This window comes from Curvibacter sp. Hmag1.1, from assembly GCF_059769165.1.
In genome coordinates, this window is record NZ_JBMBGX010000002.1 from 3888059 (window position 1) to 3912080 (window position 24022).

Below are 24022 nucleotides of genomic sequence, written 5' to 3' on the forward strand. Positions count from 1 at the left end.
AATCCTCCCATGTCCTCCCCCAAAGTTTTATTCGGCTTTCATGCCGTGGGCGTGCGCCTGAAGACCGCCCCCAAATCCATCATCGAGATTTACTACGAGCCCACCCGCCGTGACGCGCGCATGCGCCAGTTTCTCGAGAAAGTGGCAGAAAGCGGTGTACGCCTGATCGAAGCCGACGGCATGCGCCTGGCCAAACTTGCCGGTAGCCACGGCCACCAGGGAGTGGCCGCCCGGGTGCAAGAGATCAAGCAGGTCCATTCCTTGGATGAATTGCTCGAAAACCTCGAAGCCGCCAATGCCGAATTGCCCGTGGCTGAGCGCACCAACCCGCTGATTTTGGTGCTGGACGGCGTGACTGACCCGCACAACCTCGGCGCCTGCTTGCGGGTAGCTGATGGCGCCGGTGCGCATTGCGTGATTGCCCCCAAAGACCACGCGGCCGGCATCAACGCCACGGTGGCCAAAGTGGCCAGTGGAGCGGCCGAAACCGTGCCGTACTTCATGGTGACCAATCTGGCCCGCACGCTCAACGAGCTTAAGGAGCGCAATATCTGGATCATCGGCACCAGCGACCAGGCCACCAGCCATCTGTACCAGGCCGACCTGAAGGGACCGGTGGCGTTGGTGTTGGGCGCCGAGGGTGACGGCATGCGCCAGCTCACTGCCAAAACCTGCGACCAGCTGGTGAGCATTCCCATGCAGGGTGCTGTGGAAAGCCTGAATGTATCGGTGGCCAGTGGCCTGTGTTTGTACGAAGCCCTGCGTCAGCGCACAGCCGCCAGCAAGTAAATCAACCCTTCCGGAGAGTTCATGATTGCTATAAAGTCAATAGCTGCCCGCGCAATAGCGACGGGCGCTGCATCTGTTTTTCTATTGATGGGTTGTACCCAGGAGCAGCAAAACAAGCTCGGTCGTGAAATCCAGAATTGGACCGGAACCAATGGCGTGCTGGAGTTTTATGCCGGCGACAAGCTGGTGCGCCGCTTCATCAAGATCGACAAACTCTCCACTGCTATGGGCACGGATGACGGCAAGCCCCGTCCCTACCGCTTCGGCTATGGTGTGCTCGACGAGAACTTCAACTTCGTGGCAGATAGTGGCGAAAAGAAGGTGTATTTCGAAATCAGCGATTACGGCTCGAATTATCTCTTCTTCGAAAACCCGCGCTAAGCCCATCGCATGGCTGCGCAGCACTCCAGCACCTTGCTTTTGAAGTGGGCTGTGGTGGCTTGCGCAGTGCTATTTGCAGGCTTGGGTGTGTTTTTGGCTCCCTTGCATCCCAGCGTGGTGGCTCTGCAATTCACGTATTCCCCGCAAGCGTTTGCGGCGGTGCTTCAGACTTGGGGCCCTGAGGGAGTGGAGCGTTTCCGCCAGCATTTGATGGTGGATGGCCTCTTGCTCCTGAGCTACGGGGCAGCCGGGTATCTGGCTGCCGGTAGCACCCGGCTTTTCGCATCGCTGTCCCACCATGTTCCATTGGCATTTTGGGCTTTGTTGCTACCTCTGGCTGCCGCGTTTGACGCGGGAGAAAACCTGTTGCACTGGTGGCTGACCGGGGCGGAGGTTCTCCAAGGCAGTGTCACACTGCCATCTATCACCTATCTGGCCGCCGGCGTGTGCGCATCCATCAAGTGGTTGGGCATAGCTAGCTTTGCAATAGGCGCCTTCAGCGCCAAAACGGTATTCAGGGTTTGAGCGTCAGCTCGTCGTGAATGCTGTGCACGCCCTGGGCTGCCCGGGCCACCTGAAGCGCCTCGGTGATTTGGGCCTGGGTGTCCAAAGTGCCCATCAGCCGCACATCTCCCTTGATGGTGAGGACGGTAATGTCAAAAGCCTGAAGCGTGGCGTTCTGGTGCAGTGCCGTTTTCACATGCTCCGTCACATCCATATCTGAGACGTTAACTGCGTCGCTGTTTGCGTTAGGTACTGCGTTATCGATATCGTTGGTTTTGCCGCAGCCGGCTTGCGCGGTGGCTAGCGCCAGCAGGCCGACAAAGAGCAGGGGGCGTGCAGACTTTTGCATGGGTGGCCTTCAGTGCGTGGTCACAAAGGCGTGACCGCACACGCACTATGGCCTTCCAAGTGCGGCTCGTCCGTGCGTTACGAGACGGCCGGGCGTACGCCTAAATCCACCCCATCCACCCTGCGATGGCACCGCCTCCCAGCATCCACAGCATATGAAGTCGCGTCTTCCAGACCAATGCGCAGGTCACCAGGCTGACGGCCCACAAACCTAGGTGGTGTTCGTCGCCTTTGTGGTTGGCGGCCAGTATCCAGCCGGTGGCGGCCAACAGCGCAATCACGATGGGGGCCATGCCTTGCTTGAATGCCCGTACCGCGCGCAGCTCGCGATTGCGGTGGCCCCAGCGCGCTGCCATGAAAGTGAGGGTGGTGCTGGGCAGCATGATGCCGGTCATGGTGACCGCCACACCGCCCAGCGCCAAGGCATAGGCTTGCCATGTGGTGGCTGCGGTGCCGGGTGGCACGCCGGCAGCACTCAGCCCGATGTTCCAGCCCAGCAGGGCCACAAACAGGATGTTGGGCCCCGGTGCGGCTTGCGACAAGGCGATGCTGGAGGTGAACTGTTCGTTGTCAATCCATCCACGTTCGACTACCAGGTAACGCTGCATGTCCGGCGCGGTGGTGATGGCACCGCCAATCGCCAACAGCGAAAGGGCCGCGAAATGCAGAAACAGGTCCAGCCACTGAACCGCGGGCAGGGCGTTCATGCGCGCTCCTTTCCGGTGCTGGCAGCGGATATCCGGCCCAGACAGTGATAGGCCCAGAGGCAGGCGGGCAGGCCTATCGCCAGCAGCAGCCAAGCCAGAGGCAGGCGCACCAGGGCGACGGCTACAAAGGTGGCTACCACCAGGGCCCAGCAAGTCAGAATGCCCATCGCGTTGCTGCGTAGCGCTCCCACCAGCCGCAAACCGGCCGCCGCAATCAGGCCGGCAGCCACAGCGCCCATGCCGCGCAGGGCACCTTGTACCTCAGGCACGTCGGCTACGCCGGCGAACAGGGCCGCCAGTAACAACACCACGATGGTCGGAAAACACAGCATGCCGGCCACGCCGGTGAGTGCGCCCCGCCAGCCGAAGTAGCGGTCGCCCAGCATGAGCGACAGGTTCACCACATTGGGGCCCGGCAGGATCTGGGCGACGGCCCAGTCTTCGACAAACTCTTCGGCCGTGAGCCATTTTCGCTTGTCCACCAGTTCGCGTTGCACGACCGCCAGCACGCCCCCGAAGCCCTGCAGTGCAAGGATGGAAAAGGCGTAAAAAAGCTCTGTTTTGGACTGAGGGGCCGGGCGGATGTCTGGAGTGTCGGGCATGGTCTGCGAGGTGATTCCGGCCCGGTGCTGCCGCCCCGCGGGATCAGCTTGCCGGGGCGTTCAACGGGCCTACCGGTGTGAACTGGTGCTTATTGTCGCGCAGCCACTGCGCAGAGCGCTCTGCCGGGTGTTGGCTGGGGTGAAAGTCTTCACGCAAGTAGTCGCGCCACAGCGGCCAGTTGCTTCGGATGATGCCCTCGCGGCCGAACAAAAAAGGCCAGGCGCTGCGCCAGGTGCTCCAGCGGAGCAAGGCCTTGTCGCGCCACAGGTTGCGCACCGTCTGCCGTGCTACGTCGGTGAAGAAGGTCCAGGTGATGTAGCGGAACAGGCGCACGCGCCACGCATGGTTGCCCCCGATGGCGTGGTACACGTCGAAGGCGGTGCTGCGGTGCTCGCTCTCTTCGGCGCTGTGCCAGAGCCACAAGGTGCGCAAGCGGTCTTCGGTGCCCGCCATGGCCTCGGGGTGGGCGAGCATCCAGTCGGCAAACAGGGCGGTCAGGTGTTCGGTGGCTGCGGTGGCGCCCACATGCATGCGCACATCGAGATGGGCATGGGCCTTCAGCCGGCGGGCAATCCGGCGCTCCATGACGTTGTCAAAGCCTTGCCGTGCCAGCTGCTCGTTAAACAGGCTGTGGATGCGACGGTGGGTGGCTTCCTGCCCCACGAAGCCTTGTACCTCGGCGGCAAACGGTTGCTGCGCGTCAGGCGGCAAGGTTTTGAGGCCTGCACGCACCGAGTCCATGAAGTACTGCTCTCCCAGCGGGAAGCTCATGGACAGTGCATTGAAAAACGCGGACTTGAAAGCGTCGCCGGAACACCAGCGCACCGCGAATGGAGTCTGCAGGTCGATCAAGAGTTTGCGTACGGTGAGTTGGCTCATGGAGTGTTCCGGATCAGTGTCAGGCGGCAAGGGGCGGGCTATTCAGCTCGTTGGCGACCCAATCGATCACCACAGGCGCACTGCACATTTGCACATGCCCCAAGCCTTCAAACACCACCGGGTTCACGCCCGGCAAGGTCTGAGCCCGTTGGGGAAAAACGATGTTGTCTTGCGGGGTGAGTGCGATGCGCATCAGCGCGCGCCGCTCGGGGGTCTCGGATTCCGCCAGGCCTTGGAGCCAGGCGCTGTCCCACAGCATCTGGCGGCCATTGGGTGTGCGGTTCTGTTTGGCGGCTTTGGTGCCGGCATGGGGTGTGCCCAGGGTCAGAATGCGGGCCACGTGCGCGCTGCCACATTGCCGCATCCATGCCCGGATGGCCAGACCTCCCATGCTGTGACCGACCAATGCCACTTGAGATTGCCCGCTGTGTTTCATCAGAGCTTGTACCGAAACTTCGATGTGTTCCGCGTACTGGTCAATGGAGGTGAACAAAGGCTCCAGGTTGATCGCCAGCACATCATGTCCCTCAGCACGCAGGCGCAAAGTGACGTCGTCCCACAGGCGGTGGTTGCACACATAACCATGCACCAGCAGCACCGGCACGCGTTTCACCCCATCCGTAGCAGGCAGCACAGCGGGTTGGGGCTCTGCCCACGGCTGGCGCAGTACAAAGGTGCGGAAGTTGGCCACGGTTTCGCCCCACCAGGCACGGTAGAACATGCTTGAGGGCTCCCCAGGGGCACGACTCTTGAGCATGGTGTAAGAGGTGCTGAGCACCACCGCCAGCCATGGCATCAAGAGCGCGCCCAGCATCACGTCTCCTGTGGCGCCATGCCATAGCACGGCCAAACCGGCGCCCGCAAGGGCAAGGGCCAACAAAAAGCGTTGCAGGAGTCTGGCGAGCATGGATCAGTAGATGGGTTGAAAGCGCCGTATGGCGGATTTCACATCATCGCTCAAGGCAAAACCGCCTCCGAATTGTGTGGCCAAAGCGGCAGCCCGCGCCTCAAACGTGTCGATGCCCATGCCGTAGATGAACTGCATGGCGCCACCGGTCCACGCCGGGAAGCCGATGCCGAAGATCGAGCCGATGTTGGCATCGTGCACGCTGGTGAGCACGCCCTCGGCCAGGCAGCGCGCTGTCTCCACCGCTTGGCGGTAAAGCAGGCGATCTTTGAGGTCGGTGATGTTCCAAGCGACATCGGGCTTTTCGAACAGGCCTTTAAGTTCGGGCCAGAGGAACTTCTTGGCACCTTTCTCAGAGGGGTATTCGTAAAAGCCCGCACCACCAGCGCGGCCGGGGCGGTTGTGCTGCTTCACCATTTTCTCGACCACGAGTTCACCGGGCGTGGCGATATAGCTCTTGCCCTCGGCCTCAAAGTCTTTTTTGGTTTGGTCCATCACGTGCAGGCTCAAGGTGAGGGCGGTTTCGTCCAGCACGGCCAAGGGGCCCACCGGCATGCCGGCCTGGATGCCCGCGTTCTCGATCGCCGCAGCGGGAATGCCTTCCCCCAGCATGGCCGCACCTTCCATCACAAAGGTACCGAACACCCGGCTGGTGAAGAAGCCACGCGAGTCGTTCACCACAATGGGGAACTTGCCCAGTGCCTGCACATAGTCAAAAGCGCGGGCCACGGTCTCATCGTCCGTGGCTTTGCCTTTGATGATTTCGACCAGCTTCATCTTGTCGACGGGGCTGAAGAAGTGGATGCCGATGAATTTCTCGCGTTTGGTACTCGCTTTGGCCAGACCGGTAATCGGCAGGGTAGACGTATTGGATGCAAAAAATCCACCCGGTGCCAAAAGCGGCTCGGCCTCTTGGGTGACCTTGGCTTTGAGTTCGCGGTTCTCAAATACGGCCTCGATGATCAAGTCGCAGCCTTGCAGGTCTGCCACGTTGCCGGTGGGGTGGATCAGGTCGAGGATCTGTTGCTGGGCCTCGGGCTTCATGCGGCCTTTGTCGACACGGCCTTGGGTGATCTTGGCGCTGTAGCTCTTGCCGAGGTCCGCTTTTTCCTGGCTCACGTCTTTGAGCACGGTGGTGATGCCTTTGCTGGCCTGGCTGTAGGCAATGCCCGCACCCATCATGCCGGCGCCCAGCAGGCCCACCTTGGTGGGTTTGAAGCGCGGCACGCCATCCGGGCGGCTCTGGCCGCTCTTGATGGCGTTCAGGTTGAAGAAGAAGGTGTTGATCATGGCCTTGGCCTGAGGGCCGGACATGAGCTTGGCCAGGTACCGGCTTTCAATGCGCAGCGCGGTGTCGAGGTCCACCTGCAAGCCTTCGACCATGCAGGCCATGATGGCTTCGGGTGCGGGGTACAAGCCCCGGGTGTTTTTCTTGATGACAGCGGGCGCAATCGGCAACATGCCTGCCACCGCCGGGCTGCTGGGCAAGCCGCCGGGCACTTTGTAGCCTTTGGCTTCCCACGGGTGTTGGGTTGTCGGGTGGGCGGCAACCCATGCCAACGCCTTGGCGCGCATCTCGGCTGCGGCGTCGGGGCCGGGCGCTACCAGCTCGTGCACCAGCCCCAGGCCTTTGGCCTCGGAGGGGTTGAAGGTTTTGCCTTCCACCAGATAAGGCTGGGCGCCCATCAGCCCCAGGTGGCGCGTCATCTTGGTCACGCCACTGGCACCCGGCAGTAGGCCCAGGGTGACTTCGGGCAGGCCGAACTGGGTTTTGCGGTCGTCCACTGCGATGCGGTAGTGGCCCACCAGCGCAACCTCCCAGCCGCCACCCAAGGCCGTGCCATTGAGCAGGCTGACCACCGGTTTGCCCAGGGTCTCAATGGTGCGGAAGTTGCGCTTCACCCGCTCGATTTCTTCAAAGATGCGCGGTGCGTCCGCCGGGGTCAGGCGCATGGCCGCTTTGAGGTCCGCGCCGGCGAAGAAAGTGCTTTTGGCAGACGCCAGCAGGATGCCGGTGATGCTGTCTTTGTCCTGCAGCACCTGTGCGGCCACGGCATCCATGTCCTGCTGCCATTGCAGGCACATGGTGTTGACGGGGGAATCCGGCTCATCAAAGGTGATGGTCGCAATACCGTGGTCCAGGGAGTAGCGGATGGTTTTCATGATGTGGGTCAGAATGCTATGGAATTAGGAGCTGCTCGCGCAATATCAACGTGCGCTAGAGGCTGAAAAGGCTTCAAAGTCTCTCGACGATGGTGGCAATGCCCATGCCGCCACCCACACACAGGGTGGCCAGCCCGTAGCGCAATTTGCGCCGGTGCAGCTCGTCAATCAGCGTGCCCAGAATCATGGCGCCCGTAGCCCCCAGCGGGTGGCCCATGGCGATGGCGCCGCCATTCACGTTGACCTTGTCGTGCGGCACCTTCATCTCTTTCATGAAGCGCATCACTACCGCGGCAAAGGCTTCGTTCACCTCAAACAGGTCGATGTCGTCCACCGTGAGACCGGCTTTGGCCAGAGCCTTGCGCGTGGCGGGCATGGGGCCGGTGAGCATGATGGTCGGGTCCGCGCCGCTCAAGGCCGTGGCCACAATGCGGGCGCGCGGGGTCAAGCTATGCGCCTTGGCAGCGGCTTCATTGCCGATCAGTACCGCGGCAGCACCATCCACAATGCCCGAAGAGTTGCCGGCGTGGTGCACATGGTGAATGCGCTCCACCTGCGGGTAGCGCGTGAGGGCCACGGCGTCAAAGCCCATGCCGCCCATGTCGCCAAACGCAGGCTTGAGACCCGCGAGACCTTCGAGCGTGGTGCCGGGTTTGATGAACTCATCGCGGGTCAGAATGGTCTGGCCCAGGCTGTCTTTGACCGGCATGACTGAGCGGTCGAAATAGCCGGCAGCCTGTGCCTTGGTGGCGCGGCGTTGCGATTCGAGTGCATAGGCATCCACATCAGCGCGGGTAAAGCCTTCCAGTGTGGCAATCAGGTCAGCGCCTATGCCTTGGGGTACGAAGCAGGTCTGGCTGTTGGTTTCGGGGTCCATGGCCCAGGCACCGCCGTCGGAGCCAATAGGTACGCGGCTCATGCTTTCCACGCCGCCGGCCACCACCAGGTCTTCCCAGCCGGAGCGCACTTTTTGCGCGGCCATGTTCACCGCCTCCAGGCCGGAGGCACAGAAGCGGTTGATCTGCACACCCGCGCACTGGAAGTCCCAGCCGGCTTTCAGCGCAGCCACTTTGGGAAGCACAGCGCCCTGGTCACCCACGGGGGACACCACGCCCATCACCACATCGTCCACCTGCGCGGTGTCGAACTGGTGGCGCTGTTGCAGGTCGGTCAGCAGTCCTGCGAGCAGGGTGACGGGTTTGACTTCGTACAGGCTGCCGTCTTTCTTGCCCTTGCCACGGGGCGTGCGGATGGCGTCAAACACATAGGCTTCAGTCATGGGGTCTCCGGTGTTGTCTTGGGAATGCGGGTGCGCACGCTGGCGCCTGCAAGCTGTTTTGCAGTATATTGTTTTTACCAAGCAAACGCTTTGTAAAAATAACTAATGACTTTCCCTTAGGAGACACCATGATCGAACGCACCCTGTTCACCCCGGACCACGAATCTTTTCGCGACAGCTTCCGCCGCTTCATGGAAAAGGAAATCGCCCCCTTCCATGCAGACTGGGAAGAGCAGGGCTATGTCGCCCGCGAGGTGTGGAACAAGGCCGGCGAGAACGGCTTTTTGTGCATGACCATGCCGGAGGAATACGGCGGCTCCGAGGCGGACAAGCTGTACTCGGTGATCCAGATGGAGGAGTTGGCCCGCGGTGGCTTCACTGGTATCGGCTTCGGGCTGCACAGCGAAATCGTGGCGCCTTACATCCTGCACTACGGTACGCCCGAGCAAAAGGCCAGGTACCTGCCCAAGTTGGCCAGTGGCGAGATGGTGGGCGCGATTGCCATGAGCGAGCCGGCAGCCGGCTCGGACCTGCAGGGCATCAAGTCCACCGCCATCCAGCAGCCCGACGGCAGCTACCTGCTCAACGGCAGCAAGACCTTTATTACCAATGGCTGGCATGCCGACCTCGTGGTGGTGGTGGCTAAAACCAATCCGGCGGCCGGCGGCAAAGGTACCAGCCTGCTGCTGGTGGAGCGCGGCATGCCCGGCTTCAGTGTGGGCCAACGCCTCAAGAAAATGGGCATGAAAGCCCAGGACACTTCCGAGCTGTTTTTTGACAATGTGCGCGTACCCGCCGAGAACCTGCTGGGCGGTGCGGCCTATGAAAACAAAGGCTTCATTTGCCTGATGGAGCAGTTGCCCTGGGAGCGTTTGCAGATTGCTATCGGGGCGGTGTCGGCCTCGCAGGCGGCCATCGACTGGACGGTGGATTATGTGAAAGAGCGCAAGGTGTTCGGCCAGCCGGTCGCCAGCTTCCAGAACACGCGCTATGTGCTGGCCGAGCTGCAAACGCAAGTGCAAGTGGCTCGCGTGTTTGTGGACAAGTGCTGTGAGCTGATCGGTAAAGACCAGCTCGACACAGCCACTGCCAGCATGGCCAAGTACTGGACGACCGACCTGCAGTGCAAGGTGATGGACGAATGTGTGCAGCTCTTCGGCGGCTACGGCTACATGTGGGAATACCCCATCACCCGCGCCTACGCCGATGCCCGGGTGCAGCGCATCTACGGTGGCACCAATGAGATCATGAAAGAAGTAATCACCCGGTCCATGGGGCTGGGCGGCAAGTAGGCGGGTGGGCGCCTAAGGCTGGACAGAGCCGGTGCGTGGCGCCAGACCGAAGTCCGCAGCCAGTTTGCGGTAGCTTTCCACCTGCTGGTCCACCAGTTGGTCCAGCGCCCGGCCGGTAATCCATACGGGGTTCATTCCGGCTTTGGTGAGCGCTCGCGCCGTGGCCGGTTGACCGGCGGCCTTGGCCAAGGCGTCGGTCCATTCCTTGAAGTCGCGGTCTGACACGCCGGGTGCCATGTACAGGCCCCGCAGAATGGGCCACACGATGTCAAAGCCTTGTTCCCTGGCAGTGGGCACATGGGCCCATCGGCCCGCCAGCCGCTTCTCTGAGAGCACGGCCAGCACCCGTACCGCAACGCCTTGTTCCAACTGGCGGCCGACCTCTGCAGCATCGCCTGCGAGCACCTGAACATGGTTGTCGCCCAATGCGGACAGAGCTTCGCCGCCGCCTTCAAAAGCGACAAAGCGCATTTCTTTGTGTCCTACGCCCGCCGCACGGGCGAGTAGGGCGGCTTTCATCCAGTCCTGGCTGCCGATGGAGCCGCCTGCGCCGAAGACGATGCTGCCGGGTTTGTCACGCAAGGCTTCCAGCAGCTGCGGCAGGTTTTTGTAAGGCGACTCGCGCGGCACCGCCACCACGCCATAGTCCATGCCCACGGCCGCCAACCAACGCACGCTGCGGGTGTTGTAGGGGCCGAAGCGATTTTGTGCCAAGTTCAGCAAAGAGCCTGATGAGAAGGCAACGACCGTTTTCCCGTCTGGCGGTTGTTGAGTTACCGTGTTTTTGAATGCCAGCGCGCCTATGCCGCCTGGCTGGTACACCACCGCCAAAGGCGGGCGGTTTTTTGGGGGCTGGGCCAACATGTCTCTTGTGAGTTGGCAGGTGAGGTCGAATCCACCGCCCGCTTTGGCAGGCGCAATGCAGCGCCCGCCTTCGGGGCCTGCAAGTGCCGCGGCGCACACCATCATCAGCACGCTGCACATTGATTTGAAAAGCAGTTTCATCGTGGCCACCCTAGCACGACGCGCAGACCGGGGCCGGGCTCCACCGGGGGGGGGTATCTGTAACTTCCCGCCGTGGGCCTCAATCACAGACCGCGCAATGGCCATGCCCAAACCGGAACCCTTGCTGTGCCGTCCTTTGACAAAGCGTTCGCCCGCGCGCGCCAACACGTCCGCCTCCAGACCGTTGCCGTCGTCAATAACCTGGATCTCATAGCCTGTTTCCGTGCTGTTGGCCATCAGGGTGACGGTGCCCCTGGCGCGGCCGTGTTCCAGGCCGTTGTGCGCCAGGTTGAGCAGGGCGTGGCGCAGGAGGTTGCGGTCCCCCTTGGCCTCCAAGCCCTGTTCCGGTACATCGACACCGAAATCCACGCCCCGTTCGCGTGCCAATGGCATCAGCTCCATAGCCACCTCGCGCACCAGGGCAGACAGGTCGAAGACTTCGCGTTGGGTGAGGCCGGTGTCGCTACGGGCCAGCGCCAGCAGTTGGTTGGTCGCGCGAATGGCGAGCTCCAGCGCCTCCGAGAGCGCATTCAGGGCCAGCGCTTTGGAGGCCGAGTCTTTCTCGCGCAGGATGTAGTCGAGCTGGGCACGGAGCACGGTCAGTGGTGTGCGCAGCTGGTGCGAGGCATCGTCCAGAAAACCGCGTTGTTCCGCCATCAGCTGTTCAGTGCGGTGCAGTTGCTGGTTGATGGCGTCAACCAGCGGGCGGATGTCGCCGGGCAGGTCCTGCACTGGCAGGGGGCGCAAATCGTCCGCACTGCGGTCCGTAGTTTGGCGCGCCAGACGCGAGAGCGGACGCAGTGCCAGCGTCAAACCGACGATGACCGCGAGCACCATGGCCGCTAGAAACACGGCGTCACGCAACAGACTGCGGCGCAGAAAGCTGCGGGTGAATTGCTCCCGTGACGATGTGCTTTCCGCTACCTGGATGACGACAAATGCACTCCCCGAGTTCTCTACCGCCTGCGAGAGTGGCCGCATGAAGGCGCCCACACGGACGGTTTCATCGAAATAGCGGGCGTCATAAAACTGGGGTTGTCCGGCCAGAAGTGGCCGTGGTGGGGCAGGAAGATCGGGGTTGCCGATTTCCACCAGCCCATCGGCAGTGGCGACCCGGAAGTACACGCTGCCCGTGGCTGTGAGCTGGAAAAACTCAAACAGGCGGTAGGGCAGTTCCACCGCCAGCCCGCCGGACGTGGTGGAAATGTTCAAGTCCAGCGCCTTGAGGGCACCCAACAACGAGCGGTCATAGGCGGCATTGGCGGCTGCCACAGACTCGCTGCGGGTTACCCACAGGCTCCCCGCCGTGACCAGTGCCATCACCGGCAACAGGAGCACGAGCAGGCGGACCTTAAGACTGGCTTGGCGTATCCGATTCCAGAACATAGCCCAGTCCCCGGTAGGTGTGAATGTGGACGCCGCTATGCTCCAACCGTTTGCGCAGGCGATGCAGCAGCATGTCGATGGCACTGGGTTGTACGTCGGATTCGTCACTGAAGATCCGATCCATCACTTGCTGCCGTGAGAGCGGTTCGCCACTGCGCATGATGAGCGCCTTGAGCAGCGCGTGCTCGCGCGGGGAGAGCGCCAGCATCGCTCCGTGCAAGGTAAATTGGCGGGTGACGGTATCGAAGTTGAGCGGGCCGGCTGCAAACCGGGGGTGCTCGCTGCCGCGGGCACGGCGCACCAAAGCCGTCAGACGGGCCTCGAGCTCCGCCAGGGCGAAGGGTTTGGGCAGGAAATCGTCAGCGCCCTGATTCAGGGTATTCACCCGTTCGGTCAGCGAGTCTCTTGCGGTGAGCACCAGCACCGGCAGGCGGTTGTCCCGGCTGCGAATGCTGCGCAGGATGTCTGTGCCGCTCTTGCCCGGGAGGCCCAGGTCCAGCACCAGTGCGTCGTAATCCGTGTCGCCCAAGGCAAGCTCCACCAAGCGCCCGTCGTTGCGCCAGTCCACCTTGTGGCCCGATTGTTCCAAGGCCTTGCTGAGCCACTCGCCCAAACTGTGTTCGTCTTCGGCCAACAGAATATGCATGGCGCGGATTATGGGTCCGTTCACCCAGCCCGATTGATAGGAACTTGTTAGGTTGGGCCTTGCATCATCCGCAACGGATTTTGAATACCAAGACACCATAACGAGGAGACCCGATGAACGAAATTTCCATGAATCGCCGCCAATGGCTGACCACCGGAGCAGCCGCGGCCAGCAGCGTCTGGCTGCCGCCTGCATTTGCTCAGGGCACCTGGCCCAACAAACCTTTGCGCCTGGTAGTGCCGTTTGCACCCGGTGGCAGCTCGGAAATTGTGGCGCGAGCCATCGCGGGTGAGATGGCTAAAACCATTGGCCAGAACGTATTTGTTGAGAACAAGCCCGGCGCAGCCGGCAACATCGCCATGCAAGAGGTGGCCAACAACAGCGATGAACACTCGTTCATCCTGGGGCACATCGGCACTTTGGCGGTGAATCCGTTCATCTTCCCCAAGCTGCCTTATGACGCTGACCGCGATTTCGCGCCCATCACCCTGATCTCCAAGGTGCCCAGCTTGTACGTGGTGCATCCGGATTTGCCGGTGCAGAACCTCAAGGAATTTGTAGCCTATGCCAAGGCTCGCCCCGGACAGTTGAACTACGGATCAGCGGGCAACGGCAGTGCAGGGCATCTGGCGTTTGAGTACCTCAAGATGGTGAGTGGCACCTTCATGCTGCATGTGCCTTACCGTGGTACGGGCCCCATGCTCACAGACTTGATGGCAGGGCGTTTGCAAGCGGCCTCTGTCGGTGCGCCTGCGTTGCTGGCCTTCATCAAGGCGGGCAAGCTGCGCTGCATCGCCACCGGCACTGCCGAGCGCTTGCCGCAGTTGCCTGATGTGCCCACCGTGGCCAAGCAGGGCTACAAGGGCTTTGAGATGACGCAGTGGTACGGCTTGCTGGCTCCCAAAAAGTGGTCCAAGCCATCGATCGACAAGCTGGAGTTGGAGGCCATCAAGGCTGCACGAGGATCTGCCGTGAAAGACAAGCTGTCGCAAGAGACTGCGCTGGCAGTGGGCAACACCGGCAAAGAGTTTGATACTTTCATCAAGGCGGAGAAGGTCCGGTGGAAAGCCGTGATCGAGCGGGCCCAGATCAAGCCGGACGGGTTGAGCTGAGTAGGCGCTATGAATTAAGTAGCTGTTCGCGCATATCCCACGGGCGCTGGCAGCTCTTTTTATTTGTTTTTGAGGGGGCGCGTAGTCCGCTGGCCGCGCCACTATGATCTCCGCATGACGTTTGATGCACTGTTTCTGCTGGCGGGTCTGGCTGCTTTTCTGGTCGGGTCGTCCAAAGGGGGCTTGCCGGCGGTCGGCATGTTGGCGGTGCCTATCCTGTCCATGGCGATGTCGCCAGTCCAAGCGGCAGTGCTGTTACTCCCCATTTTTGTGATCTCTGATGTGGCTGGTGTATGGCTGTACCGCCGCGAATACAGCCGGCCGAATTTGAGGATTTTGATTCCCGCCGGCATCGTGGGGGTAGGAGTCGGTTGGGCGACGGCGTCCATGGTGTCGGACCGCGCGATCATGCTGATGATTGGCTTGGTAGGCGTGGGGTTCTGTCTCAACCTCTGGTTGCGGGACCAGAACGCAAGCGTTGCGCAGCCACCGCATCTGGCCAAAGGCTGGTTCTGGGGGACTCTGGCGGGATTTACCAGCTTTATTTCACACGCGGGGGCGCCGCCCTATCAGGTCTACATGTTGCCGCAAAAACTGCCCAAGGCGGCGTTTGCCGGCACGTCCACCATTGTGTTTGCAGTGATCAATGCCGCCAAGATCATTCCGTACCAGAACTTGCGGCCCTACTCAACGGCATCCTTACATTACGCCGCTTGGCTGGTGCCGTTTGCGCTGGTGGGGGCGGTCGCAGGAGCCTACCTGACACGTCGCTTGGCAGACCAATGGTTCTACCGCATCGTGCAGGTGAGTTTGTTTGCCGTGTCGATCAAGTTGATCTGGGATGCGCTTCGAATGACCGGTTGATTCAGGCGGTGATCCACTTCAGATCGAACGCGCGTTCAATCAGCCAGACAAGGGCCAGAGCCATGGTGAGTGCGGAGCCTCCGGCAAACACGCCTTGTTGATAAAAGCGTGTTTTTCTCAAGCCAAAGGCAATGGGCAGGAAGACTGCGACGATCGCGAGCTGCCCCAACTCCACCCCCACATTGAAGCCCACCAGACTGATCACCAGCGCTTTGCTGGGAAGCCCCAGTTCTGTGAGGACGCCTGCAAATCCGAAGCCGTGGATCAGGCCGAATAGAAAGGCGACGACCCAGCGTTTTTCGCCTATGACCGGGTAGAGGTTGTTGGCGGCCGCTAACACGACCGACAGCGCAATGACCGACTCCACCCAACGCGAGGGGAGTTCAACCACCTGCAATGCCGCCAAGGTGAGCGTGATGGAATGTGCAGCCGTGAATGCAGTGACTACCCACAGCACTTCCCGGCTCGCCGCCTTGAAGCTGGAGACCGGAATCCACCGGCCGCGCAGGCGTACCAACACCACGGGCAGGAGCAAGGCCAACAGGAAAAGAATGTGGTCAAACCCGATCCAGATGTGCCACACGCCCTGAACCAGAAACGCGCCGAACTGGCGCAGGCCCGATAGCTCGTTCGATGCGAACTTCTGCTCGGGTGAATCCGGGGAGAAGATGGCGGACACCGTTTGTCCGTCCAGGTTCAGGCGCAGGAGACCGCGGTGAAGCGCATCGATACCGAAAAGCAGACGGTAGTTCACACTGAATGCGGCGTTGCCTGAAGGGCATTTCCCCTGCAGGCGCATCACGGCATAGGCCCCATCGGTGTGTTCGTCGATCAGGTGTTCCGTGACGGCGATCTGGCAGGTCCCGCCGCGCGCGAGCGTCAAGGCATTGGTGCCCCAGGCGTCTATTTCTGCATGTTTGCTCCGTACCTCTCCCCAGGTGATCTGGCCGTCACCATTGGCATCCAGCCCGATGGCGAAGTCAATGTCCCGCAGCGCAATGTCCCATTGGCCGCTGACATGTTCTCCCTGGATCTCCAGAACCAGATAGCTGTCACTGGCCTTGTGGGCCTGCGCAGGAAGCCAGCACAGGCTCAGCAGCCACAGGCAAACAATACGCCAGTTCATTGCAGCTCCTTGGCGAGTTGCCGCATGCGGGGATCTTCAAACTTGCTGGACTGCAGCCAATCAAGCACGGGTTTTGCGGCCTGCGCCTGTTTGGCAGCAATGGCCGTCTCTAGGAGCACCCGTGCATCCCTAGGCTCACGCTGGTAGGCATAGTTTTCTTGCGCGAGGCGCACGGCCGTCGCCGGGTCCTTGCGCACCTGCAGTTCAAAACGAGCTTCTTCCGCGAGGTGGGTCGTGTCACCCCGCGCACGCGCGGCGGCAAAGCGGTCCCGCAGCATGTCGCGGTGCCGTTGTGCGGAAGGGCTGCCAATAAGACCTTCCGCAATGGCAAGACGTACCAGCAGGCTGTCTGCTGATTCCCATGCCGACAGAAGCTTTGCAACCTCCTGCGCCTGGCCGTTGTCCAACAGAAAGTCGGACCAAGCGGCGAGCAGGTACACATCATCCTTACCCAAAGCCATGGCTTGTGTGTAGTGCTGTCGGGCTACATCAGCCCGTCCTTGCCACGCAGCCAGTTCGCCCAGGCGGGTGAGCAGCCATAGCCGGCTCGCGTCCGACCGGGCGATGTTCAACGCGTTCAGCAGTGTTTGGTAGCCATTTTGAAGATCGCCGGCATAGGCTTGGGCCAAACCGAGGCAGGCGCCGTGCAGCGCTTCGCGCTCCAGCCTCTTCAGGGCCATGCACTCTTTGTTTGCGGCCGGGTAATCGGCTTGCACCAGGTAAATGGCACCCCGCCAGGCATGGGCCGCTGCGTACTCCGGGTCCAGTTTGAGTGCTTGTGCGAAGTCCTGCAGGCCACCCTGAAAATCATGCCGGTATTGGTGCAACACCCCCCGGATCGTGAAGAGCTCAGCAGTAAAGGGTTTTGAGAAGCGTTGCAGCAGGGCGTCTGCGTAGCCGATGTAGCGCGGATCACCCCGTGCGGCCGCCAGATCGATATAGCGCTGCGCCAATGCGGCTTGTGCTGATGCATCTGAAGGCGCCTGCTGCGCGCTTGCACGCAGTGCAGCCAACTCCTTGGTGCTGGTGTCACCCGCACGGCCAGGCAGCTTTTCCAGCACCTGACGGTCTGACGAGGGGAGATAGGGGGTGGCGAATGAGACTGGAGCGGCTAACAGACCCGCCAAGCACACAATACTGGTGTATACCCTAGTGCGAATTGAAGATGGCGGCGAGGCTGGTTTCATAATTGACGTACATTGACCTTGCCACCTATCCCGGTGGGCGTTAACCCTGTCATTGGAGTCTAACCATGAATAAGTTTTTCAGCATCGTGATCGCGTCTACCCTTGCAACCGCCTCGTTCGGCGCTTTCGCGGCCTCCCATGGGGGAGCCATGAAGGACGACAAGAAGATGGAAGAGTGCAAAAAGATGGACGAAAGCAAAGCGGACGACAAAATGAAGATGGAATGCAAAAAGATGATGGAAAAAAAGTAAGGCAGTCCGAAGCCACTTTTTAACGGGCCCTTGGGCCCGTTTTCTTTGAGGCTCCGTCCTTAACAGGGTGGCTACACTTCCTGTACATCTTGGAGGGCTTGGCAACCATGTCGTCACCTTTATTTCCTTTGACTCTGGAACGTGTTTTGAATGTGCCGCGTGCAGCCGTGTGGCGGTGCTGGACCGAGCCTGCGCTGCTGTGCCAATGGTTTTGCCCCAAGCCTTGGGGGGTAAGCCATGCCGATATGGAGCTCCATGCAGGGGGGCGTTTCTTCACCCATATGGTGGGACCCAACGGCGAGCAAATGCCGAACGCGGGTGTATTTTTGCAGGTAGAGCCCGGCTGCAAATTGGTGTTTACCGATGCTTTTGTCAGCGCATGGGTGCCCAGCGGCAAGGCCTTCATGGTGGGTGAGATCACGCTGGCAGATGCTCCGGGTGGAGGCACGCACTACCTGGCCCGCGCCCTGCATTGGTCCGAAGCCGATATGCAACAGCACGAGGCCATGGGCTTCCATGAGGGTTGGGCCGCCGCAACCCGGCAACTCGAAGAACTGGCCGCGACTCTATGACGGATTTCCGGTTTGCGATACGTGTGTATTGGGAAGACACCGATGCGGGTGGCATCGTCTTCTATGCCAACTACCTCAAGTTTTTTGAACGCGCCCGCACCGAGTGGTTGCGGGCTGCCGGTGTAGAGCAGCAGCGCTTGCGCGATGAAACGGGCGCCATGTTCGTGGTAGCCGACGTGCACACCCGGTATCTGAGTTCTGCGCGTTTGGATGACCTGCTGCACATTACGGTTCGCATCGAAGAGCAGGGCGCTGCCACCATGGTGATTGCCCAACAGGCCTGGCGCGGCGAAACCTTGCTCGCAGAGGGCCGCATCCGTATCGGCTGCGTGCAGGCAGCGACATTGAAGCCCAGCCGCATTCCTAAACCGGTGCTACAGGCGATTTCCGGCGCCTGAGGTTTACGGCGGGTTTACGAAGCAGCCACTGCGTTTTTACCCGTGGCTTTGAGAATCCTCCTGTAACAAGGAGGAATTTCAATAATGAAGATCGGTACCCAACGCCCATGGATCACACCTGCAGTGATCGGCAGCTTCACGCTGCTGTCTGTCACGGGCATTTTGATGTTTTTTCACCTCGATTCCGGTTTGAACAAGCTCGCGCACGAGTGGTTGAGTTGGATTTTTGTGATCGTTGTGGTGTTGCACATCCTGCTCAACAACATGGCGTTCAAACGTTACTTCAAGACAGTGGCCGGTAAGGCCGTCATCTTTGGATTTGTAGCTGTGCTGGGTTTGAGTTTTCTCCGGTTGGGCGGAGGTGACTCCAAGCCACCTTTTGTGGCTCCGGTGCAGATGATGGCCGCAGCCCCATTGAGTGCCGTGGCGCAGTTGGCAAAGCTGGACGTGTCCGAGGTCACAGCCCGACTTGCCGCCAAAGGCATTGCGGCGCAAAACCCTGCTCAGTCAGTCAAAGATTTGGTAGGCCCGGATCTGGGCGCCCAGATGAGGGCCCTGGCTGCTATTGCCGAAGCTCCCGCCAGATAAGCGGCCCATCGTCCACCTCAGGGCCTGGGTGGGAACTCACTTTGCAGTTGTGCGAGGGCGTTTTCTTTTTCTTGCCACAGTGCGCTGACCCAGGTGGAAAAGGCCGCGCGGAAAGCGGCGTCCTGGCCGTAGTCTCCCTGCATGAGCTCACCCGGAACTTCGATGGAGCGGGCGCGCACCACCACTCGTCGTAATCGGCCGCACAAAAAATCCCAGAAGGTGGGCACTCCGTCCGGGTAGTAGATCGTCACATCCAGAATGCTGTGAAACTTGTCGCCCATGGCTTGCAGCGCCAGGGCCAGGCCACCTGCTTTGGGCTTGAGCAAGTGAGAGTAGGGCGATTGCTGTTTGGCGTGTTTGGCCGAAGTAAAACGGGTTCCCTCCAAAAAGTTCATGACACTGGTCGGAACGAGTGCAAATTTTTCGCAGGCTTTGCGCGTGGTTTCCTGGTCTTTGCCCCGCATCTCCGGATGCTTCTTCAGATAGGCCTCGCTGTGCCTGCGCATGAAGGGAAACTCCAGAGCCCACCAGGCCAAGCCCATGACCGGCACCCAGATGAGCTGCTGTTTGAGAAAGAATTTCAGCAAGGGAATACGCCGGTTCAGCAGGTGTTGCAAAACAAAAATGTCTACCCAGCTTTGGTGATTGCTGCTCACCATGTACCAGCTGTCGGGCTGGAGTCCCTCAAGACCTTTTGCATTCCACTCTGTGCGTTGCGTCAGCGCCATCCAGCCGCTATTGCAACTGATCCAGCCCTCTGCGATCGAAAGAATCACCGGGTCCAAACGCAGACGTACCCATTTGAACGGCAACACCAGCTTGATCGCTGCCATCACCAGCAGGATGGGCACCCAGAAGAAGATGTTGAGTACCAGCAATGCACTGGCAATGACGCCGATCAGGAGATGGGGGAGGAAGTTCAGCATACAGACCTCTAAGGGTTGCGCCTATGACGATTGCTATGAAAAAAGGAGCTTCTTACGCAGATTTGGCGGGCGCAATCGGTGGAATGTCTTCAAAAAAGCAGACATTGTTGCGCCCCCGTTGCTTGGCAGCATACATGGCAGTGTCCGCTTTTTTCAGGACCTCGGACGGCCCAGTCGGGCTCTCGGCAAACAAGGTAATGCCGATGCTGGGGGTCGTGGAGTGCTGTGCATTGCCCAGAACATAGGGCTCATTCAGGCTCGCGAGAATCTTGTAGCCGATCATGGAGGCGTGCAAGCGAGCTGCCTCTGTGTCCACACCGAGGTTGTGAAGCAGGACCACGAATTCGTCTCCGCCCAGTCGGGCGACGGTGTCTACCTGGCGAATGCAATGCTGAAGGCGTCTGGCCACCTCTTGTAACAGCTGGTCGCCGACTTCGTGACCACGGCTGTCGTTGAGCTGCTTGAAGCGGTCCAGGTCCAGGAACATGAGCGCTCCGTGCTCGCGGCTTCGTTGGTTCTGGGCGATGGCGGTTTGCAGTCGGTCAGTGAGCAGCCTGCGGTTGGGCAAGCCCGTCAGCGCGTCGTGGAAGGCCAAGTGGCGGATGGCTTCTTCGGCTTCCTTGCGTTCTGTGATGTCACGCGCAATGGCAATAAAGCGCAGTTCCTCGTCACCCACTCGGGGTTTGCGTACTACAGACAGCTCAAACCATTTTTGGTTGCTGCCTACGTCTAGGCAGTACTGCACGCCGTTGGAGCGGCCATCTTCGGCCGCTTGCCGGAGGGCCACCATGCAGGCGTCTGCCGCATCACGCGGAAGCACATCGTGAATGGTCCGGCCAATAAGCTTGTCCGGAGCCATGCGCAGGGCACCTTTGAATTGGCTGTGCACTGCCCGGTAATGTCCTTGGGCACTGAACTCAAACAACAGATCAGGCAGGGCATCCAGCGTCGCTTGTAACTCGGCGCGCGTGGCCAGCAGAGACTCCTCCGCCTGTTTGCGGGCGGTGATATCCATCAAGGTGCCCACCATGCGCAAGGGTGTTCCCTCTTTGCTGGTCTGGACGACCTTGCCTCTGCTACTGAGCCAGATCCAACTGCCGTTGGCATGCAGGGCTCGGTATTCGGCCTGGTAAGCGCTGCTGTGGCCACTCAGGTGTCCGTGCACGGCTTGAGCCACATGGGCAAGATCGTCGGGGTGGACGAATTGGCTCCAAGCGCGCGGTAGCGTGGCATCGTCTGACGCCCGGCCCAACATGCTGAAGGCTCTGGCATCCATGCGGTAGCCCGGTTCCATGCTCAGGTCATGGTCCCAACGGCCCAGTTCGGCGCCCATGATGGCGAGCTCCAACTGTTCGGTGGTGTCGCGCAGCAGGGCTTCGGCATCTTTGCGCGCCTGGATATTGCGTGAGACTCCCAGCACGCCGATGACTTTGCCCTGGGCATCCCGCATGGGCGTTTTGTGCACTTCAAACAATTGCTCGTCCGGGTTGATTTGGGAGGCGTTGTTTTCTTCGAAAGTGACTGTGCGCCCGGTTTGCAAAGCCCACTGGTCAGACAGCAGGAATCGCGCAGCGATCGATTCTTCAACCCAATGCGCATCCCGTGTGCCAATGATGTCTTCGACCTGGATGCCCAGCGCTGCCGCGAATGCGTCATTACAAGTCAGGTAGACGCCGTCGAGGTCTTTCACCCAAATCTGGTCCGGGATGGTCTGCATCACATTGCGCAGCATGGCTTCGCTCTTGCGCAAGGCTGAGCGGGCTTTGCGTTCGCGCGTGATGTCTTCGATCGTCCCTTCAAAGCCCAGCACCTTGCCTACCTTGTCGGTCAACGCATGGGCATGCTCCCGCACCCAGATCGGCTTGCCATCACTGAGCCGGAAGACTTCGGACACAAAGTCCGTCACTTTCCCGTGCTGGCGCATCTCGGACTCGAAGTCCTTGCGCCGCTGGGGCTGCACGTAGGTGTTGAATCCGCGCTCTTTCAAGAACCGGTGGAGCTGTGCAAAGTCCTGACAATGGTGCAACCGCAAAAAAGCCGCGTTGACCTGGAGTATCTGCCCGTCCACGGCCACCCGGTAAGCCCCGATGGGTAGGTGCTCGAACAGTGTCGAGGTGTCGCGCTCGGGGCTCACCATGGCATCACAGCCTGGGTTACTTCAGGCTGCCTGACAAAAACTGGGCGAGGCGTTCGCTCTTGGGAGCGCTCAGAACCTGGGCGGGATGACCTTGCTCTTCGATCAGGCCCTTGTGCAGGAAGATGAGGTGATTCGACACCTCGCGGGCGAAGCCCATTTCGTGCGTGACGACGACCATGGTGCGGCCTTCTTCGGCCAGGCTCTTCATGACCCGCAGTACTTCGGACACCAGCTCCGGGTCCAGCGCGCTGGTGGGTTCATCGAACAGCATCACCTCCGGCTCCACCGCCAGGGCGCGCGCAATCGCCACACGCTGTTGCTGGCCACCGCTCATATGTGCAGGGTAGCGGTCTTCCACACCGGAAAGGCCTACCTTGGCCAGGTATTTGCGGGCTGTTGCAACGGCTTCGTCTTTGGGCACACCCAGCACGTGCACAGGGACTTCAATGATGTTCTCCAGCACCGTCATGTGCGCCCAGAGGTTGAAATGCTGGAACACCATGGCCAGCTTGGTGCGCAGGCGCTGTAACTGTTTGGGGTCTTTGGCTACCAGTTCACCAGTGGGGCCAGCGACCAGCGCCAATTCTTCGCCTGCCACATTGATGCGGCCCTGGTGGGGCTTTTCCAACATGTTGATGCAACGCAGGAAGGTGCTTTTCCCGGAGCCGGAGCTGCCGATGATGCTGATCACGTCGCCGGCATGGGCAGACAGGGACACCCCTTTCAACACTTCGTTGCTTCCGAAGCGTTTGTGGATGTTCTCGACCTGGAGTTTGAGGGGCTTGGTATCGGTCATGGTGGGTATAGCTTGTCTGGGGCAGGGGAGCGACGGCTGATTCTCAGGCGCCGAGCAACTCGCCGGTTCGGAAGGCTGTGGCGCCGGCAATCTTGCCGATTTCGGCTCCGGAATGGGCGTAGCGGTCGCGGACGCGCGCATAAAACACGCCCGGCACCCCGGCACGAATCGGGTGGCGGGTGTTCTCGATCGGATTGATGACTTCAGCCACCAGGTCACCGGCCGACAGTGTCTGTCCGACTTCCGCGATATAGGCGACGACACCCGGCATTGGCGTGTGCAGAGTCTCAGAGCCCGCCAATGGTGTGGGTTGGGCCGCAGGCGCAGGAATCTGCACAGGGCTGGTCACGGAGATGGTCCCGCAATGGGCCATGAAGTCCAACACAGCCTGGGCGTCCGATTGGGCCCATGCATGCGTCACATCGGACTCGCCGCGCAACTCCACCGTGGTGCTGTTGCAGCCCTGAGGCAGAGGTGCTTGGATGCCATCGTTGGCCAGACGCTCTGCCAGCTGCCACCAGGCGCCGGAGAGGCATTCGTCAAACGGACCGCTGCCTGAGTTGCGGGCCAACAAGATAGCTCGGGCCTGTAGCAGATGCGCCAGGGGCTCCAGTTGGGGCCAGCAAGGTTCCTCGGTGTAAAAGTGCATTACCCCTTCGCAATCGCAGTGCAGGTCGATAACGTGGTCGGCGTCATGGGACAGCATGAGAAGCGCGCGGCGCAAGCTTTGCAATTCAGTATCAGGTTTCCATTGATCAAGATACTGGCCCATGGCTTTGCGAACGGTAGTCACGTTGGTGGTCGCGTCCGGGCCCATCAGGGGCTTAATGGTGTCGTACACGGCCTTGGCAAGGTCCGGGTAATGGCGGTTGAAGTTCTCCGAGCTGTCGAGCTCAAACCGCCCCATGGGCTTGTGGTCTATGCGTTGCGCCAGCCCGATAGGGTTGGCGACTGGCACCAGAATCACTTCGCCCCTGATCCGGCCTTCGGCCTCTGCTTGGTCCAGCAGAGCCCGCAAATGAAAGGCCGCCAGCATGCCCGGCAGTTCTTCCGCATGCAAGCTGGCCTGGACGTAGACCTTCGGGCGGGCACCCGCTTGGCCGTAATGAAAACTGCTCAGGCTGCGATGGCTGCCCAAGCTGTTGGAAAGCAGCGTGTGGTCTTTGCGTTGCATGA

General features: G+C 60.7%; 25 protein-coding genes and 1 pseudogene. 10 read left to right on the top strand and 16 right to left on the bottom strand.

Going from position 1 to position 24022, the window contains the following annotated elements; all coding sequences use genetic code 11:
* Positions 1-9 precede the first annotated feature (9 nt).
* The 3 genes from rlmB to ACOAP0_RS18775 are packed head-to-tail and all read left to right on the top strand — an operon-like array spanning position 10 to position 1695.
* Positions 10-789, top strand: a complete 780-nt coding sequence (rlmB, locus tag ACOAP0_RS18765) for a 23S rRNA (guanosine(2251)-2'-O)-methyltransferase RlmB (RefSeq protein ID WP_498377662.1) — start codon at positions 10-12, stop codon at positions 787-789.
* Between the two features lie 21 nt (positions 790-810).
* Positions 811-1170, top strand: a complete 360-nt coding sequence (locus ACOAP0_RS18770; protein WP_157673001.1) for a hypothetical protein — start codon at positions 811-813, stop codon at positions 1168-1170.
* A 9-nt stretch (positions 1171-1179) separates the two neighbouring features.
* Positions 1180-1695, top strand: a complete 516-nt coding sequence (locus ACOAP0_RS18775; RefSeq protein WP_498377663.1) for a hypothetical protein — start codon at positions 1180-1182, stop codon at positions 1693-1695.
* Here ACOAP0_RS18775 and ACOAP0_RS18780 read toward each other — a convergent pair.
* The 7 genes from ACOAP0_RS18780 to ACOAP0_RS18810 all read right to left on the bottom strand — a co-directional run bounded on the left by ACOAP0_RS18780 (position 1685) and on the right by ACOAP0_RS18810 (position 8560).
* On the bottom strand, positions 1685-2023 hold the full coding sequence (locus ACOAP0_RS18780; protein WP_498377664.1) for a BON domain-containing protein: 339 nt from the start codon (positions 2021-2023) through the stop codon (positions 1685-1687). The genes ACOAP0_RS18775 and ACOAP0_RS18780 overlap by 11 nt on opposite strands.
* A 100-nt stretch (positions 2024-2123) precedes the next feature.
* Positions 2124-2729: a chromate transporter gene (locus tag ACOAP0_RS18785; RefSeq protein ID WP_498377665.1), complete on the bottom strand. Its 606-nt coding sequence runs from the start codon at positions 2727-2729 to the stop codon at positions 2124-2126.
* Positions 2726-3331, bottom strand: a complete 606-nt coding sequence (locus ACOAP0_RS18790; protein ID WP_481874038.1) for a chromate transporter — start codon at positions 3329-3331, stop codon at positions 2726-2728. Before ACOAP0_RS18790 ends, ACOAP0_RS18785 begins: the two co-directional genes overlap by 4 nt.
* 43 nt (positions 3332-3374) lie before the next feature.
* Complete coding sequence (locus ACOAP0_RS18795) at positions 3375-4211, bottom strand: metal-dependent hydrolase (RefSeq protein ID WP_498377666.1); 837 nt, start codon at positions 4209-4211, stop codon at positions 3375-3377.
* A 19-nt stretch (positions 4212-4230) separates the two neighbouring features.
* A complete protein-coding gene (locus tag ACOAP0_RS18800) occupies positions 4231-5118 on the bottom strand; it encodes an esterase/lipase family protein (RefSeq protein WP_498377667.1) in 888 nt (295 codons plus the stop codon).
* A 3-nt stretch (positions 5119-5121) separates the two neighbouring features.
* Positions 5122-7281, bottom strand: a complete 2160-nt coding sequence (locus tag ACOAP0_RS18805; RefSeq protein WP_498377668.1) for a 3-hydroxyacyl-CoA dehydrogenase NAD-binding domain-containing protein — start codon at positions 7279-7281, stop codon at positions 5122-5124.
* Positions 7282-7354: 73 nt separating this feature from the next.
* Positions 7355-8560: an acetyl-CoA C-acetyltransferase gene (locus tag ACOAP0_RS18810; protein ID WP_498377669.1), complete on the bottom strand. Its 1206-nt coding sequence runs from the start codon at positions 8558-8560 to the stop codon at positions 7355-7357.
* Positions 8561-8688: 128 nt separating this feature from the next.
* On the opposite strand from ACOAP0_RS18810, the gene ACOAP0_RS18815 reads away from it, so the two are divergent.
* Complete coding sequence (locus ACOAP0_RS18815) at positions 8689-9852, top strand: acyl-CoA dehydrogenase family protein (RefSeq protein ID WP_498377670.1); 1164 nt, start codon at positions 8689-8691, stop codon at positions 9850-9852.
* Positions 9853-9864: 12 nt separating this feature from the next.
* Here the strand turns inward: ACOAP0_RS18815 and ACOAP0_RS18820 are convergent, their stop codons facing one another.
* The 3 genes and pseudogenes from ACOAP0_RS18820 to ACOAP0_RS18830 all read right to left on the bottom strand — a co-directional run bounded on the left by ACOAP0_RS18820 (position 9865) and on the right by ACOAP0_RS18830 (position 12889).
* The gene (locus tag ACOAP0_RS18820; RefSeq protein ID WP_498377671.1) at positions 9865-10857 is read right to left on the bottom strand and encodes a tripartite tricarboxylate transporter substrate binding protein; all 993 of its coding nucleotides are present in this window, start codon (positions 10855-10857) and stop codon (positions 9865-9867) included.
* A 96-nt stretch (positions 10858-10953) separates the two neighbouring features.
* Positions 10954-12243: pseudogene (locus ACOAP0_RS18825) on the bottom strand (sensor histidine kinase); the annotation flags it as partial.
* Positions 12209-12889: a response regulator gene (locus ACOAP0_RS18830; RefSeq protein ID WP_498377673.1), complete on the bottom strand. Its 681-nt coding sequence runs from the start codon at positions 12887-12889 to the stop codon at positions 12209-12211. The gene ACOAP0_RS18830 and the pseudogene ACOAP0_RS18825, both read right to left, overlap by 35 nt.
* 113 nt (positions 12890-13002) lie before the next feature.
* On the opposite strand from ACOAP0_RS18830, the gene ACOAP0_RS18835 reads away from it, so the two are divergent.
* Positions 13003-14001 carry a Bug family tripartite tricarboxylate transporter substrate binding protein gene (locus ACOAP0_RS18835; protein ID WP_498377674.1) on the top strand — a complete coding sequence of 333 codons (999 nt, stop codon included), beginning with the start codon at positions 13003-13005 and terminating at the stop codon, positions 13999-14001.
* Positions 14002-14115: 114 nt separating this feature from the next.
* Positions 14116-14865 (top strand): sulfite exporter TauE/SafE family protein, encoded by a 750-nt coding sequence (locus ACOAP0_RS18840; RefSeq protein ID WP_498377675.1) that lies wholly within the window; start codon positions 14116-14118, stop codon positions 14863-14865.
* A gap of 1 nt (position 14866) precedes the next feature.
* On the opposite strand, the gene ACOAP0_RS18845 is transcribed toward ACOAP0_RS18840, so the two are convergent.
* The gene (locus tag ACOAP0_RS18845; RefSeq protein WP_498377676.1) at positions 14867-15991 is read right to left on the bottom strand and encodes a HupE/UreJ family protein; all 1125 of its coding nucleotides are present in this window, start codon (positions 15989-15991) and stop codon (positions 14867-14869) included.
* Entirely contained in the window at positions 15988-17118 is a 1131-nt protein-coding gene (locus ACOAP0_RS18850) for a tetratricopeptide repeat protein (RefSeq protein ID WP_498377677.1), read from the bottom strand. Before ACOAP0_RS18850 ends, ACOAP0_RS18845 begins: the two co-directional genes overlap by 4 nt.
* A 125-nt stretch (positions 17119-17243) precedes the next feature.
* On the opposite strand from ACOAP0_RS18850, the gene ACOAP0_RS18855 reads away from it, so the two are divergent.
* The 4 genes from ACOAP0_RS18855 to ACOAP0_RS18870 all read left to right on the top strand — a co-directional run bounded on the left by ACOAP0_RS18855 (position 17244) and on the right by ACOAP0_RS18870 (position 18987).
* Complete coding sequence (locus ACOAP0_RS18855) at positions 17244-17429, top strand: hypothetical protein (protein WP_498377678.1); 186 nt, start codon at positions 17244-17246, stop codon at positions 17427-17429.
* 107 nt (positions 17430-17536) lie between these two features.
* Positions 17537-18001: an SRPBCC family protein gene (locus tag ACOAP0_RS18860; RefSeq protein WP_498377679.1), complete on the top strand. Its 465-nt coding sequence runs from the start codon at positions 17537-17539 to the stop codon at positions 17999-18001.
* Positions 17998-18399, top strand: a complete 402-nt coding sequence (gene ybgC, locus ACOAP0_RS18865) for a tol-pal system-associated acyl-CoA thioesterase (RefSeq protein ID WP_498377680.1) — start codon at positions 17998-18000, stop codon at positions 18397-18399. The genes ACOAP0_RS18860 and ybgC overlap by 4 nt, the downstream gene beginning before the upstream one ends.
* An 84-nt stretch (positions 18400-18483) precedes the next feature.
* Positions 18484-18987, top strand: coding sequence for a DUF4405 domain-containing protein (locus tag ACOAP0_RS18870; protein ID WP_498377681.1), 504 nt, complete (start codon positions 18484-18486; stop codon positions 18985-18987).
* 17 nt (positions 18988-19004) lie between these two features.
* On the opposite strand, the gene yihG is transcribed toward ACOAP0_RS18870, so the two are convergent.
* The 4 genes from yihG to ACOAP0_RS18890 are packed head-to-tail and all read right to left on the bottom strand — an operon-like array spanning position 19005 to position 24020.
* Positions 19005-19913 carry a 1-acylglycerol-3-phosphate O-acyltransferase, YihG family gene (gene yihG / locus ACOAP0_RS18875; protein WP_498377682.1) on the bottom strand — a complete coding sequence of 303 codons (909 nt, stop codon included), beginning with the start codon at positions 19911-19913 and terminating at the stop codon, positions 19005-19007.
* 52 nt (positions 19914-19965) lie between these two features.
* Complete coding sequence (locus ACOAP0_RS18880) at positions 19966-22050, bottom strand: diguanylate cyclase domain-containing protein (protein ID WP_498377683.1); 2085 nt, start codon at positions 22048-22050, stop codon at positions 19966-19968.
* A gap of 16 nt (positions 22051-22066) precedes the next feature.
* Positions 22067-22846, bottom strand: coding sequence for an ABC transporter ATP-binding protein (locus tag ACOAP0_RS18885; RefSeq protein WP_481874020.1), 780 nt, complete (start codon positions 22844-22846; stop codon positions 22067-22069).
* A 43-nt stretch (positions 22847-22889) separates the two neighbouring features.
* On the bottom strand, positions 22890-24020 hold the full coding sequence (locus tag ACOAP0_RS18890; protein WP_498377684.1) for a M14 family metallopeptidase: 1131 nt from the start codon (positions 24018-24020) through the stop codon (positions 22890-22892).
* Positions 24021-24022: the final 2 nt, after the last annotated feature.